This window comes from Rhizobium leucaenae USDA 9039 (genome assembly GCF_000426285.1).
Classification (GTDB): domain Bacteria; phylum Pseudomonadota; class Alphaproteobacteria; order Rhizobiales; family Rhizobiaceae; genus Rhizobium; species Rhizobium leucaenae.
The window spans coordinates 1-13,606 of sequence record NZ_AUFB01000041.1 but is presented as its reverse complement, the minus strand read 5'-3'; the positions used below and the strand labels follow the sequence as shown (position 1 = coordinate 13,606).

General features: G+C 55.5%; 12 protein-coding genes and 2 pseudogenes. 8 read left to right on the top strand and 6 right to left on the bottom strand.

Going from position 1 to position 13,606, the window contains the following annotated elements; translation table 11 throughout:
- Positions 1 to 62 precede the first annotated feature (62 nt).
- From K290_RS39030 to K290_RS39020, 3 genes are all read right to left on the bottom strand, one after another.
- Positions 63 to 308 carry a hypothetical protein gene (locus K290_RS39030; protein ID WP_376774047.1) on the bottom strand — a complete coding sequence of 82 codons (246 nt, stop codon included), beginning with the start codon at positions 306 to 308 and terminating at the stop codon, positions 63 to 65.
- A 118-nt stretch (positions 309 to 426) separates the two neighbouring features.
- Positions 427 to 714, bottom strand: coding sequence for a DUF7146 domain-containing protein (locus K290_RS39025; RefSeq protein WP_420820101.1), 288 nt, complete (start codon positions 712 to 714; stop codon positions 427 to 429).
- Positions 621 to 980, bottom strand: a complete 360-nt coding sequence (locus tag K290_RS39020; protein WP_004122923.1) for a hypothetical protein — start codon at positions 978 to 980, stop codon at positions 621 to 623. Before K290_RS39020 ends, K290_RS39025 begins: the two co-directional genes overlap by 94 nt.
- A gap of 159 nt (positions 981 to 1,139) precedes the next feature.
- Here K290_RS39020 and K290_RS0130290 point away from each other — a divergent pair, with 159 nt between their 5' ends.
- The gene (locus tag K290_RS0130290; RefSeq protein ID WP_240535486.1) at positions 1,140 to 1,322 is read left to right on the top strand and encodes a hypothetical protein; all 183 of its coding nucleotides are present in this window, start codon (positions 1,140 to 1,142) and stop codon (positions 1,320 to 1,322) included.
- A 236-nt stretch (positions 1,323 to 1,558) separates the two neighbouring features.
- Here the strand turns inward: K290_RS0130290 and K290_RS0130280 are convergent, their stop codons facing one another.
- On the bottom strand, positions 1,559 to 1,780 hold the full coding sequence (locus K290_RS0130280) for a hypothetical protein (protein ID WP_004122919.1): 222 nt from the start codon (positions 1,778 to 1,780) through the stop codon (positions 1,559 to 1,561).
- A gap of 37 nt (positions 1,781 to 1,817) precedes the next feature.
- Here K290_RS0130280 and K290_RS38595 point away from each other — a divergent pair.
- From K290_RS38595 to K290_RS0130260, 5 genes and pseudogenes are all read left to right on the top strand, one after another.
- A pseudogene (locus K290_RS38595) lies at positions 1,818 to 1,940 on the top strand (non-homologous end-joining DNA ligase); the annotation flags it as partial.
- A 119-nt stretch (positions 1,941 to 2,059) separates the two neighbouring features.
- Positions 2,060 to 2,347, top strand: coding sequence for a Shedu anti-phage system protein SduA domain-containing protein (locus K290_RS0130275; protein ID WP_004122918.1), 288 nt, complete (start codon positions 2,060 to 2,062; stop codon positions 2,345 to 2,347).
- 292 nt (positions 2,348 to 2,639) lie between these two features.
- Positions 2,640 to 3,218: an SLATT domain-containing protein gene (locus K290_RS0130270; protein ID WP_004122917.1), complete on the top strand. Its 579-nt coding sequence runs from the start codon at positions 2,640 to 2,642 to the stop codon at positions 3,216 to 3,218.
- A gap of 5 nt (positions 3,219 to 3,223) precedes the next feature.
- Entirely contained in the window at positions 3,224 to 4,540 is a 1,317-nt protein-coding gene (locus tag K290_RS0130265; RefSeq protein ID WP_004122915.1) for a reverse transcriptase domain-containing protein, read from the top strand.
- A gap of 217 nt (positions 4,541 to 4,757) precedes the next feature.
- Complete coding sequence (locus tag K290_RS0130260) at positions 4,758 to 6,179, top strand: ISNCY family transposase (protein ID WP_004118201.1); 1,422 nt, start codon at positions 4,758 to 4,760, stop codon at positions 6,177 to 6,179.
- A gap of 6 nt (positions 6,180 to 6,185) precedes the next feature.
- On the opposite strand, the gene K290_RS0130255 is transcribed toward K290_RS0130260, so the two are convergent.
- Together K290_RS0130255 and K290_RS0130250 are read right to left on the bottom strand one after the other, a co-directional pair.
- Complete coding sequence (locus K290_RS0130255) at positions 6,186 to 6,923, bottom strand: hypothetical protein (RefSeq protein ID WP_004118203.1); 738 nt, start codon at positions 6,921 to 6,923, stop codon at positions 6,186 to 6,188.
- An 896-nt stretch (positions 6,924 to 7,819) separates the two neighbouring features.
- Positions 7,820 to 11,890 carry a helix-turn-helix domain-containing protein gene (locus K290_RS0130250; protein ID WP_004118204.1) on the bottom strand — a complete coding sequence of 1,357 codons (4,071 nt, stop codon included), beginning with the start codon at positions 11,888 to 11,890 and terminating at the stop codon, positions 7,820 to 7,822.
- 281 nt (positions 11,891 to 12,171) lie between these two features.
- On the opposite strand from K290_RS0130250, the gene K290_RS0130240 reads away from it, so the two are divergent.
- A complete protein-coding gene (locus tag K290_RS0130240; RefSeq protein ID WP_004118206.1) occupies positions 12,172 to 13,170 on the top strand; it encodes a hypothetical protein in 999 nt (332 codons plus the stop codon).
- A 154-nt stretch (positions 13,171 to 13,324) separates the two neighbouring features.
- Positions 13,325 to 13,545: pseudogene (locus tag K290_RS35385) on the top strand (hypothetical protein); the annotation flags it as partial.
- Positions 13,546 to 13,606 lie beyond the last annotated feature (61 nt).

Below are 13,606 nucleotides of genomic sequence, written 5' to 3'. Positions count from 1 at the left end.
AAAGTTCATACCAATTTGTATTTTGGCGCTAAAAAATAGATTGTAGATTTCCTTTCAGTTACTTAGCGAAAACATCGAGGAGGCCGGCTAAACAAGCCTATGTCCAAAATTCGCCAAAACAGCCATAAATTGTCGGACACCGTCAAAGGCCGCTGAGCCTCATCGTCGGGGACGAGTTGATCGCCGAGCCATGCCGCGAGGTGGGCCCGGCCGAGATGAAGCAGATCGTCGTTGAAGTCGCCGAGCTGCGGCCGCAACACCAAGGCGAGGATCCCGGACTCGCCTGCGCGCTGGCTGAGACGTTCGATGCAGTGCCGGCCGGCAGAGTCGGCATCGGCTGCGATGTAGAGGCGACGGCAGCCAAGCGGAAGTCCGGGCCGGCGAGGTGATTGGCCGAGGCGGCGGCGGCCACCGGCAGCGCCGGCATCACCACCTTAAGCGAAGCCATCGTCTCGAAGCCTCGCCGGCGGCCATGACCGGGACGGGCGCACCGGGCTGGTGGCCTAGCAAGATGCCGTTGCCAAGAATATCCCCCAGCGAGCGGCGTGGATCCGCGAGTTGCGCCTTGCCCTGACCCGAAGGATCAAGCCAGGTGCGCTGCAGGCCGCTGACAGCGGCAATTAGGGCAGGAAGAGTCTGCGTCTCGCCCGTAACGAGATCCCTGTAGTAGCAGCCGGGATGGAAGCGCAGCGCGCGCTCATGCGGGGAGAGCAGAATGCCGCGACCGGCGAGGTATCGTTCGGCAGCGTGCCGGCGATCGGCTGAGACATGGCGAACAGTCTACGCGCGGCCTTCGGGGAGCCGCGTTTCGCCGCTGGCTGGCGCTGCGCGCCTGGGAGCTGGGGAGGTGGCAGCGGCATGGAGAGGAAGCGACGTGCTTCATCCGCGACTTCGCGGAAGTCGACCAGACCACAGCTTTCGCGGATGACATCGAGCAGATCGCCAAATTCGGAGGTCGCCTCGGCTCGTCTCCACTGCATGATACGCTCGCATCACGACGCCCGCGAACATCAAAGCGGCACTGCCACCCAATCTGCCCTCGTACGCTGAAGTACGTGGGGCACATTCGATGGCAACTTTTCAGTGACGAGCATGGAAGTGTGCATAGCCCTGAAGCCCAGAAGTGGCGCTACGAGCAGATGAAGGCCAATCTCGCGATCTCCGGCATGGAAGTGGATCCCGAGCTAGAAGCCATGACTGAGGCATGGGAAGCGAACGGTCAGGGGCCTGATTGCGCGTGCTGCACACTACCGACCGATCTCTTCGGAGAAGACCAAGATCAGGGCCATCTGCTGGGGACGGCCTTTTTCTTTGTCCGATGAGTCGGAACCTTCGACGGTGATTCGTCTTGAGCCGCGAATCGCTTTTCGGAGGTATTGCGTCATGGCCCGAGATGTCGAAATTTATGCTCAGAAACCGTTCTCTAAACTCCCTGTCGATCTGCGGAAGGAAGTTCTGCAGAAGATCTCGAAGCGGCTCCATTACGTCGCCCTGCTTGCCCGGACGTGATGGACGATTTCGACCGAGACATGATGACCGAGTCCCGGCATTAAGGGCGTCAGGGCAGTCGCTTCAAGAGCCGAAGCCTGTTTCCCGGCGCAAACTCGATGATCTTGTCCTGCTCCAATGCGACGAGCACAGCCATGATCTCATCTTGCGTAAATCCTGCCGCGGTGAGTGGAACCCCGATGTCGAACAGGTTGATCATCATGTCGGGCTTCAGCTTCAGGGACCGAAGCTTATCCGTCAGGGCTATTTCGGTTTCTTCAAAGCGGCTCATATCAGCTTCTTAACGCTTTTCCGGCTGGAATAGCACCATGTCCAAGCCTCCGCGTTCGAAACCGCTCCTCCAAGACACTGACGGTCCGGCCCGGTCGAAGCCACTGCGTCGTCGCGATCCCGCACAGCCGAACCTTCTGCTCGACCCCAACCGTGACAGGCCGACGGTCGACTATCTGATGAATTTCACCGAGTACTCAGTTCTTGTTGAAATCACACGCCGATATTCCAGCAACGCCGCGCCGGAAGGTCAGGGACTTGGAGATTCAGCGGCGAATTCATGGATGCCGTGTCCCAGGTTCTCGAACAGAAGGCAGGATGGTTCATTCAAGGCCAGACCGGCCAAAACTTCGACAAGACCGGCAATCGCCGCATGACCGCGAGGACGCGGGATCCCAAGGCGATCCTGGTGATTGGGCGGGGCCGCGATATCGAAGGCGATGGAACCTCCCGTGACGCTGAGGTCAGACGCGACACATTCGAACTGTTTCGACGTTACACCCGGAACCTGGACATTGTCACCTTCGATGAATGGCTTGATCGAGCGAGATTTATTCCGAGAGACTGAGCCGAATGATGCCTCTCTTGTGACGGAGGAACTGGAACACCAAGGACGCCTCCCGCCTTTGCCGAACACGGCGAGGCGCTGCAAGCACAAGTCGTCAGCTAGTTGAAAAAAACTACAACTACAGTTAGATGGTTTGCGGTGCGGGCGGAGCGGGTAAAGCCGCTGGCTCAGCTTGCTGGGTTCTGGTCACAAAGGGGCGCGTTCTGCGCGTCGGCCTATGGCTACATTCGATTGAGTGTTTAGTTGCTTTGAGTTTTTGCGTCCGCACCACTTCAGTTCTTGCGAGAAAGATATGACGCGTCCTAGTCCGAGTACGATCAACGACACGATCTGGATAACGTCCCGAGTTCGAATGATCGCAGAGCGCAAAGCTCTGCGGAACCAAAACATTTCATACCTCGCGGTGACTTATTACTCTGTATTCTCAGTCATCCTTTCCATCTTCGAGTCCTTCTACAGCGTTCCGTACCCGGAACTCGGCAAGCTGAACCTGGCGTCGTCGGTGGTCGTGCTTGTGGCGTCTCTAGTCGCGGGCGGTTTCCGGATGGAGGCTCGGGCCGCTTCGTTTCGCGAGTGCTATCTCAAGCTGCAGAAGCTCTACGACGAAGATCTCCCGGATCAGGACAAGAAGCTTCGATATCGGGACATCCTACTCGACTTCCCAAATCATTCGAACCACGATTACACGGACCTTCTCGTCAATCACATGCTCCTCGAAGGGAAGGAGCTTACCAATCACGGCAAGCCCCTAACATGGACGTGGTTCCAGTTCTTTTCGTTCTTCGGGCGGCGAATCCTTTACCGGTCGATCATCGCCGCATTATTTCTGGTTCCGGCGGCGTTCCTCATGTGGCCATTTCTTCACGGGTGAGGTTGATGCAGGCCAAAGAAAAGTTCGACGAGCAGTTTGCAATCGGGAACCTGCAATCGATCTTCGATGAGCGAATTGCCGCATCCGGAACGATCGGAAAGGACGGTATCGACCCCGGAGCCTTTCAGAAGAACATCGATGCCGAGTTGGCGCTCATCAGGAAACGGGTGTATGCCGACTCCTATCGGTTCACGTCCTTCAAACAGCGCTTGATATCGAAGGGAGCGGGGAAGGCGCCGCGCGAGATCGCGATAGCGGGCGTTAGAGACCGGGTCACCCTGAGAGCCCTCACGAACGTGCTGATGCACGTCTTTGATGACGCGAAGCTCCCTCCCGCCCACTTCATCGTGAAGGACCTGTTGGAGTTCGTGCGGCCGCTGGCAGACGATCACGTCTTTCTTCAACTGGATGTCCAGGACTTCTATCCGAGCCTCGACCATCAGCTCTTGCTAAAGCGGATCCGAACGCGAACCCGATACAGGTTCCTAACCTCTCTGGTGGACTCCGCAGTCAAGACGCCTACCGGCGACGGTAAGAAAGCGAACGGTGTCGGAGTTCCACAAGGACTCAGCGTGTCCAACATTCTCTCCTCGATATACATGATGCAGATCGACGAGAACGCCCACGACCGCTTCCAATATTATCGGTACGTCGATGACATACTGGTGGTCTGCAAGGCATCCGACGCCAAGCGGCACTTCCGATGGCTGAAAGGCAGGCTGTCAAAGGCGCAACTGACATGTCATCCGCTCGAAGAGGGCAGCAAGTCGAAGATCGTTCCGCTTTCGACCGGCGTCGACTATCTCGGGTACCACATCACGCCGAAGCTTGTGTCTGTGCGGAAAAGCTCCTACCGACGGATGATGACGACGATAATGTCGCTTATGACAAGCGCGAAGTATCGTGCAAACCACAAGCGCCTGCTGGCGAAGCTCAATCTCAAGATCACGGGGTGCATTCTTAACGACAAACGCTACGGCTGGATGTTCTTTTTCTCGATGACCCAGGACGTGAAGCAGCTCAAACGGCTCGACCGCTTCGCCGCCCGGCTGTGGAGGAAACTTGGCATGGCCGGGCAGGGGAAGCCAAAGACCTTCGTGAAGGCCTACCATGAGATTCGATTCAACATGGCGAAATCGAAATATATCCCACGGTTCGACGACTATTCCCTGGAAAAGAAAATGCAGTTGATCGCGGATCTCCAAGGGGTCGAGCTCGATAGCATCAAAGACTGGACGGAGGAAAAGATCAACAAGATGTTCTGGCGTCTGGTCCGGAGAGAGGTGAGCGAACTCGAGAAGGATCTTACACCTGTTAGCTAATGCCAACGGACAAACGTTACGAACAAATCCAAAATGGCTCGGCCGTTCCATAATAGAACTTATCTGAGTTTCTGTTGTAGCGGCTATTTAGTAATGCGACAGTTGGGCCAGTTAGAGATGCGACAGTCTCGCCTCTCGACGCACTGGTCAAAGCCACCGTTGGGAGCAAGGATGACGATCTTCAGCCTGGTCGAGACCAGGAGCGGTCGGAGTCGTCATGTCCTTTATGATCACCATGTCGCAGAAAGAATTACATCGCCTCGAAGTCATCCAGAAGATCCGTAACCAACGCCTGAGCGTCGTACAGGCCGCCGAACTGCTCGACCTCAGTCGAAGTCAGGTCCACAGGCTGCTGCAGGCCTATGATCAGGATGGTCCGGCCGGCCTTGTTTCAAAGAAGCGATCACGACCAAGCAACCGGCGCCATAGCGAAGAGTTTCGCAATGCGGTGCTGGATCTGATCCGCGAACGCTATCTGGATTTCGGTCCGACGCTGGCACGCGAGAAGCTGCTCGAGTTGCACCGGATCTCGGTCGCCAAGGAGACGCTGCGGCAATGGATGACCGAGGCTGGTATCTGGATTTCGCGTCGTGAACGCAAGAAACGGGTTTTCCAACCACGCGGCCGGCGCGGCTGCTTTGGCGAACTGGTGCAGATCGACGGATCGCATCACTGGTGGTTCGAGAACCGCGGCCCCAAATGCGCCCTGCTCGTCTATATCGATGACGCCACCGGCAGGCTATTGCACCTGCGTTTCGCCGGATCGGAGAATACGTTCGACTATCTGCATGCGACAAAGGATTATCTGCAGCAGTGGGGCAAGCCGTTGGCTTTCTACAGCGACAAACATGGTGTCTTTCGATCGACGCATCCGTCGAAGAAGGACAGGACAAGCGGTCTGACGCAGTTCGGCCGGGCGCTTTATGAGCTCAACATCGATATCATCTGCGCCAACACCCCTCAGGCCAAGGGTCGGGTGGAACGTGCCAACCAGACATTGCAGGATCGGCTTGTGAAGGAATTACGGCTTCGCGGCATTGATACGATCGAAGCTGCCAATTCCTATGCGCCTGAGTTCATTGCGGATTTCAACACTCGCTTTGGCAAGCAACCACGCAATCCAAAGGACATGCACCGACCGCTGGCCAACCACGAGAACCTCGATGGTGCCATGTGCCGGAAGGAAGTCCGCACGCTGTCGCAATCTCTGACGCTACGCTACGACAAGATGTTGTTCATTCTCGATCCGACCGAGATTTCCAGGCCACTGGCTGGCCAGAAAGTGATCGTCTGCGACTATCCGGACGGTCGGCTCGAGATCATGCACGAGAGCTTTTCCCTGCCCTACAAGACCTTCGATACGTTGCGCTCGGTGCATCGTGCGGAGGTCGTCGACAACAAGCGGCTGGACGACATGCTGTCGATCGTCGCCGAGTTGCAAGCCGGCCGAGAACAGCAACGCAGCAAGAGTGGTCCCCGACGCACCGGGCAGAAGGATCATATGTTTGGCATTCGGGACGGTAGCACAGCCAACGGCTATCAGAAGCGGGGACGCAAGCCGAGGACAGATTACATGAACGATCCGGCGGTGATTGCACGGCGAGAGAAAGCGTTATTGAGGCAACCAGCGGCGGAATAAAGATCGTCAGTGCACGCCGATGTCGCTTTGCGTATCCGATTCCAGCTGCAGGCATGCGGACCAAAGCGGTGTCTTGTGGAAGGATCCGTCCTGGAAGAGTGTGAGGCCCTCTCTTGCTTCATAGAGCAAGCCGAGCCAGCACAAGCGCCGTAAGACGCCATATTGGAGATCGGATTTCAACTCCCAGGCTTCTATGGTCATTTCGGTGTGTGACAGAGGCGCCAAGTCTGGATAGAGGATCTTCACAACGTCCATTGGCGTGCAACCTTCCCTGGCCTTGATATTGAGAAGATTGAGGAACATGCGCCACCAGCGTAACCGCGCGCGGACCTTTTCTTCCCGCTCGGTGGCGTGGACATACGAATAGAGATAATCCGTGGCGACCACATCGAAGAAGGCTTGCGGATTCACCAGAAACTCCCGCCCGCGTCTGGTTGGCAGCAGCACATCCTTTTTCCGGCGAAGAAGCTTCAGGTGGCGGGTCATGTCGCGCACGACCCAAAGCGGCGGCATGTCGCTTTCATTGAGCACCTTGTTCATGCTGTAGAGGTCCTCGGCTGTGAATCCGGGCCAGAGGAAGTGCACAGCGGCCCAATGCACGAACTTGCGGTTCATGGCGCCGGTCGCGGTCAATCCTATGCCACCCTCACCGTCAGCATAGGCAACCGAAAGAAGCATGCCGCGAAGAAGTGGTGACAGCGCGGCGATGTCGACGTCACCTTGCAGGTTGATTTCCGGAAGCATCGTGCGGCTTTGATCCCCAACTGCGCCATGCAAGTGCTAGCGAGTATCGAGCGGTAAAAGAACAATTGCCAGTGAGAAAGCTAAAGCCGAAGGGGAATGTTATCACCCGCCCCCGCTCCGCCCTTTCAACCCGGCCCAGCCGGCCGGATCGGGGGCTGATTGTCAGAGCCAGTGTCGCATTTCTAACTGGCTGACAATGTCGCGCGTCTAGCCAGCTTTGACATCTGTAACCTAATGGAATTATTATATAATCTTGTAAAACGGACTTATAAATGTTCCACAGCAAGAGATTTCATGTCCAAACAGGAACATAGCCTGTCCGCTGAAAAAGTCGCGCCCCCAGGGTGTCCCCACATCCGACAGCGTCGAAATGCCGTCATACCTGTGAGTTGAGACGCGATCTTCAGAACAGGGGAGTTCTGAACTTTAGGATAGTCGGGCCTTTTTCGTGGAGCGGCTCTCTAACCTGCTTCGAGCCCTGCAGTTTCCGCTATCGGAATAGGTCAAAACCGCGAACAGGCTTGGGCCGCCTTTCATAATTGTACCGCTGTCGAAATATCTCTGGAACGAACGATCTCGTTTCCTCAGCACCGATTGGACGGTATTCAAACCTGATGGAAGAAAAGTGCAGGCTTCCACGCGATGGGACAATAATTCGCCCATTTTTGCCACTCCGATACGATAAACGAGAAAGCATGACCACTCGGTTCGCGAAAGCGTATGAGGCGGCCAATGTTTGTCATGGACGGAACAAATAAAGAACAAACTCACTTATTGTCAAGTGCCTATGAGCCGAATGCTTAAGCTGGCATACGGCTTCACAGCCAGTAACGCGGTCGAAATTGCTTGGGATGGCACCATCCCAGGCAATTTCCTCGCATGAAGCAGGTACAATCTTACCAATCGAGCTTTTCCGCGTCATTGTCATGCGAACGAGCTTCGTAGTCATAGCTCGTAGCGATTTTTTCGAGAACAGCAGACGTGCGCGGCCATTCCAGCGCCGTCGCTCGCGACCACTCGCTAAAGGTCCTCGCAAGATCGTGCTCTTGGGCGCCGCCGTCACGCGGTAGCCTCGTCGTAACGCCACGCAGATTGCGACGACCAATCATGAGCCCAATTTCGATATTTTTGTTGCGAACGGATTCAATTAATTCGCGGACAGCTTCTGTGGGCCAGATGCCGTCTTGCCCCGAAGGTGCGCAGGCAAGGACTTCGCCGATCTTCTGGTCCGAAATATCCTCCCGCCCGGCGGATTTCGCCAGTTGGCGGGCACGTTGAACCCAGTCTTCTAAGATCGCTAGATCTATTGTACCGTCTGGTCTGGTTCCAGGAACAACATTCCAGAGACGCAAGAGGTTGCTTGCTTGGCGGGCACGATTGGTGACTTGTTCTTGGTTAGCCACAGTCTCTTCAACTACGCGGCTGTCCTCGCTGGGTTTGTAAATTGCGCAGATTACGTCGATGAATAGCTGCGGATTGGACGCAAGCTCGCGGATGATTAACTTGGCCGGACGCTGCGAGTATTCAAGCACTGGAAGATAAATCCATTCCAGCTTTAACATCTCCGTGGCGGGGACGTCGTCACGGTTGTCTAAAACAGACAGAATTTCGGCAACGTAGTGTTGGAACATCGTCGTGTCATTGTGATCGGCGTCGAATTCGGCTGGTTGTAAGGCCGCTTCAATAAGGAGGCGGACGAGCAAATCCGAGCCAAATGTCAGACCTGTATGCAACCGCAAGCCAACTAGATGCACGACATGGCGAGCGCGACCGACATCCATCAGTTTGCTCACCGCAAACTCTGTATCTTCCCGTTCGCCATTAATCCAAAGGATTGGGACCCGTTTCCAGTACTGCTCTTCGAAATTTGCGCCCAATTCCCGCAAGAGCGACCAAGCGCGCGACGAGGGCGGGAGGGCGAGCAGAATTGCGAGCAAGCTTTCCTGTTTGGCTCCTATCTGCTGCATCTCGTCGACCAAATCTGTCACCCATTGATCAGCTTGCATGGGATACATCGTTATTATCATCCCCCGGGCAACTCCTAAGCCCACTACGCCCTCTCTTGTGAGAGCCCGGACGATAATTTCGTGTCCCCGTCGCGGGTTGCCAACTTCGGCCTCGGCAATGGCTTGTCCCAGGTAACCTTTCTCCTGTACAGCGTTAGCAAGAGCAAACAGGCCGTCCAGTCCCATATTGGTGAGAATTGCTTCAACAACGCTTCGGCGTTCCCCTTGGAGCTGCCGCTGTGTGTCCTCGTGCCACCTGGTGCCGATTGGGTTCGGAAGTGCGACCGACGTGTCAAACAACCAAGAAATCTCTGCGATTAGGTCGACAGGGGTTATGGCGTTGTAAATTTCCTCAAAAGGAGCCAATTCTTCTTCAGGAAGCGCCCACGCGGCATCACGGAAACTGCGATGGCTATGCAAAATTGCGCGCAACTTCGACCTTAACGCGTTCCGACCCACGTCGTCCGCAATGAACGGAACAAGCGCCTTGAGTTTGTTTAGCGCTTCTTCCCGTCTGGCTCCGAGATTGCCCCAGCGATCGAGCAGCGCCACCCACCGTGAGATATCAGCCGACGCGTCTGCAAGGAGACGATCGGTAATCGCGAGCGCGCCTCTTTCAATCAGCTCGAAAGTGACGATTTCTGAGGTTGGCGTCGAGAAATCGCGCCAGAGAGGGGCTGGCGTTGGTGAAAACGAGTCGTGTTCGGTCGGAAGAATGCCCAGCAGGAGTTTCCAAGCTGCCTTGGGGAACCTCGCTCTTAGCCGGTCCAAGACCCGAAGTCGCTGTTCTAGTGTCGCGTGTGTTTGCGGCGCCCATAGAAGAAATGTAGTTCGGAGACTACTGCCGGGACGGTTAGTATAACGGCCCCCAGGATCAAGCTCATCGAGCGCCCCGAGAATAGAGGCCGCACGCCCGAGATAGTCGGGAGACCATGCCAAAGTTTCGAGAGCCCACAATAATGTGGATAGGTGCTCGGCGCCAAAAAGCGGGGACGTATCGTGACCGAAAAGAACGGCGACAGGGCTATCGTCCTGACCAAGTGCGTCGTCGAGTGCGCTGAGGAAACTGGACGGTGAGGCTTCCGCTAATAGTTGAAAATCCCTCGACAGTGACCACCAACGTTGACGGTCGGCGCCGCTAAGCAAGCGTTGAATGATAAGATCTGGCTGCAGCTCCGCAGATGGTACGGATGAGGCCAGTTTTCCGAACAGAGCAAGTATAATCAATACTTCGCCGACACCGTTACGCAGATTTTTGGAAAATTCTGGATGCACCCCCCGGACCGATGCATACCACCGTTCCTCCGCGGGCATTTCGTAGCGGGGGTCGGCCGCGCTCAAAACGTCTAATGCGACTGCAGCAAACCGTTCCATGTGAGAGGGCGATATATCCGCTGCCAGCAGGCCCCAAGCATCGCGTGGCGAGGCAATTTTCCACACAGAGCCCACTTTACGCAGAGGACTATCGAAATTTCCGGCCAAACCCGCAAGACTAGCTGCGAACGGTTCGTAGGGCATGTCAGCCAACCGCGATAGGACAGATTTGTCTCCCTCGCTGCTTTCATCCCAGCCACCTGCGAGGAGAGCCGCAATGAGCGATTGAGAGGGAAGTCCTTTCGCCCACGCGGGTACTCGTCCAGGAGAGCTTGGCATGAGACGTCGCAGAATTCCTAGACTTCGCGACGAATCTCTCGCCATCCGCCCTGCCATCTCGGAAGGCACGCCAACCCCTTCAAGGACGATCTTAATATTCTCTCGTGCGGGGCGTTCAAGCACAATGGCATCGCCGGAGGACGAGGCGTCTTGGCCATATGCGGCAAGTACATGGTGTCCCTTCTTGGCCAACGCCTGCGCCGGGCCTGGCTCCGGATCTAACACCACGATGACCAACGGCGTTGCACTATCTCCAATCAGCCTTGCAGTTTCGGAGTTTGCGACTACCAAGCTTCGGCACAGGTAATATTCCGCAAGATTAGCGGGAAGCTGGTTGATCGCCGCATAAACAAATCCGGAAACCTCAGCCGGGCTCTCCCCCTTTACCGCAAGCACAGACGACGGCCCCCTGAGCCATCGAAGAATCCGGGTGGCACTTTCGTCGCGATCACAGAGCACCAATTCACTTGGCAATTGCCATTGGGTCGCGAGCGCCCATTCCAGCCAATATTCCCGAAGATCAAGTGCCCCGGCTGGTCGCTTGCCAAGGGCGATAGCCAGCCATAACCCGACAGCGGGATAGAGTTCGATCCAATGGACTAGATTATCTCCATCGTAAGCACGCACGTCCTTCCAGATGTTCTCCGCACGCTTCTTTTGCGCCCACATTTCCTTTTGGGGCCAATGACGCGGCGTCACGAAGATGAACGTCAACTCGGCAGGTATAAGACCAAGCGGATTCTCGCTGCGCTTCTTATAGTCATCATCGGCCTTCGAGGCGATGCGATCTCGCTGCGTCCCGATTTCCCATCCCGTGACACCGAGCGGAATATATTCAGACGCTTCGCTTGCTTCGGTAACTCCGTCCCAGCCAGCGTGCTGGACACCTTCGTCCGAGGGAAACCTCAGTAATATGGGGCGATTTGCCCTTGCTAGCTTCGCAAGCAAGGTTGGAAGAGATCCCTGACCGTCGCGTCGCTCGGCCCACTGAGAAAGATCAGTCGCATCGACCCATCTTATTGGCAAACCAGCGTCCTTCCGGTCGGCGAAGGCGGGCAATGTTGGCCCGATAACAGCTCCTCCCGCTCGGAAAGCAATGCCTTCCGCTTCGAGCACTCCGCGAATTGCTTCAGCGTTCTGTTGAATCGGGTTGCGATGGCCCCGCTCAAAGTCTGCCACGGTGGAGGTGGCTACTCGAGCGCGGCTGGCGAGCTCCTGCTGAGACCAAGCCAAAAGAGCGCGAGCAGCGCGACATTGTGCGGGAGTGATAGCCTCATTGGAGGCAGGAGGATTGAGCAACGTAGACATTAGTGATTTTATATGACGTCAAATTAAAAATGCAATAACCCTGGAGCCGAACAACACATTCAGGGACCAGCTACCCTGCCTCGCCTTCGGCTCCTTCTCCAAGTCAAAAGGATTGGGGATTCCGCGAGCAGCGATGAACATCGGGATGTTTTCATTGCCCCTTCCAGAATCCACATCTATAGTTGTGAAGCGTGGTACAATTAGATCGAATCGGAACTGCTATTGTTAAGAAAAATATTGTCTGTAGCATGCAGAAACTTAAGTAGCCGCTGGGGCAGAACATGTTGGCGGGCATTCTTCGATATTGCTTCGACATTGCCAAGAAAAACCAGGCACTTCGCCCATTCGTTGCGATCTACAGGCTTTTGCGCCGATTATTTCATAGAATCTTGGACAAATATCCGTCGCTCGCGATCATCGCGATTGTCGCAATAATTATTTTCATGACACTCAACCCTGAGTATGCACCGGACTTGGTTAAGCCTAGCCATGGATGCGAACTCATCCAAATTGGAAACGGGGAACTCTATACAGTCAAAGGCGACACTTTGCATTTTTCAGGGGATCGGCCTTGCCAGAGTCGACAACCTGTAGCCTTCGACTGGTTCAATCGCTTCCCTACAAAGATGATCGGCCTAGGCTCGCAGCCCGATGCCGTATCCGCAGGAATTTTTTTCAATGAATTGGCCACTGAAGCAACCGGGGCAAACGAATGGCACGAATATACGCTGTTCCACCAAGCAAATGACTTTACCTGGACAATGGCTCCAGGTGCTTCGATGGTGCGCGAAACCTTTCTCAAAGGAGGCTGCGGCTACGATACGTCAAATCCGCCGCCTTCGAAAGAATTGGAGGCGCGAGATGGCCTATTGCTTACGGCTGAGCAGTTGCGATCGAGTGTGAAGTTGCCGGAAAACGTGTGGGAAAAATGCAATACTGGCTCTCCCGAAGACGAGACTTGGGACTATTGCCACTACACGGGATTAGAATTTTTCATTCCGACAGTCAGTCCGCATAATGTTTGCGCCCAACACTCTTGGCGTGACGCTTGGATTCCCGGCGGGACGCGCAAGATTCTGCTGGGTAAACCGGAGGCCTATGAAAAGCTCTCGCGTTTGTCTCAAGATCGATGGGACGTCGGCAAGATCAAAGAAGTCTCCGCAGATGATTGGGCCCAAATGACAGCCGACCTTCCTAAAGTTTGCATGCGGTGGAAGGATAAAGGCAAACCGAACTGGGAAGAATTCGCGTCGCTTGCTGCAATCTGGTGCGACTATTAGGCGTTGCCTCTTAATGAGCCACCGCTTCCGGTTCATGGTGATATTCTTGGATATGAACCGATCAGTTGCCGTGGTGGGCTTCTCTTTAGAGGCTGCCTCAAAAAGAGGTGGGTGATTTCAACAGGTTATGATTCCTTCGGATTTGCGAGATTCGATGGAGAACACGATGGCCTGGACCAAAATCACCCGTCGGCAATATGGAGAGCGTTGGGACTTTGGCCACGCATCAACCATCGTCTCGTGATGGAAACGCGCGAGTTGGAGGGCAAGGAGGCAAGCCCGACGGCCGGTGTGATCGATAGCCAGAGCGTCAAAACCACCGAAAGCGGCGGCATCCGGGGCTATGACGCGGGCAAGAGTGCGCCTCGAAGGCGCGTGTCACCAATGGAGGAAGGTTCCATCCAGAGAGTTGTCGATTGATCTGGTAGCTGACGAG

Coding starts and splice junctions, on each gene's coding strand:
- K290_RS39020 (WP_004122923.1), bottom strand. CDS start 980: ATGCAGTGGAGACGAGCCGAGGCGACCTCCGAATTTGGCGATCTGCTC.
- K290_RS0130290 (WP_240535486.1), top strand. CDS start 1,140: ATGAAGGCCAATCTCGCGATCTCCGGCATGGAAGTGGATCCCGAGCTA.
- K290_RS0130280 (WP_004122919.1), bottom strand. CDS start 1,780: ATGAGCCGCTTTGAAGAAACCGAAATAGCCCTGACGGATAAGCTTCGG.
- K290_RS0130275 (WP_004122918.1), top strand. CDS start 2,060: ATGGATGCCGTGTCCCAGGTTCTCGAACAGAAGGCAGGATGGTTCATT.
- K290_RS0130270 (WP_004122917.1), top strand. CDS start 2,640: ATGACGCGTCCTAGTCCGAGTACGATCAACGACACGATCTGGATAACG.
- K290_RS0130265 (WP_004122915.1), top strand. CDS start 3,224: ATGCAGGCCAAAGAAAAGTTCGACGAGCAGTTTGCAATCGGGAACCTG.
- K290_RS0130260 (WP_004118201.1), top strand. CDS start 4,758: ATGTCCTTTATGATCACCATGTCGCAGAAAGAATTACATCGCCTCGAA.
- K290_RS0130255 (WP_004118203.1), bottom strand. CDS start 6,923: ATGCTTCCGGAAATCAACCTGCAAGGTGACGTCGACATCGCCGCGCTG.
- K290_RS0130250 (WP_004118204.1), bottom strand. CDS start 11,890: ATGTCTACGTTGCTCAATCCTCCTGCCTCCAATGAGGCTATCACTCCC.
- K290_RS0130240 (WP_004118206.1), top strand. CDS start 12,172: ATGTTGGCGGGCATTCTTCGATATTGCTTCGACATTGCCAAGAAAAAC.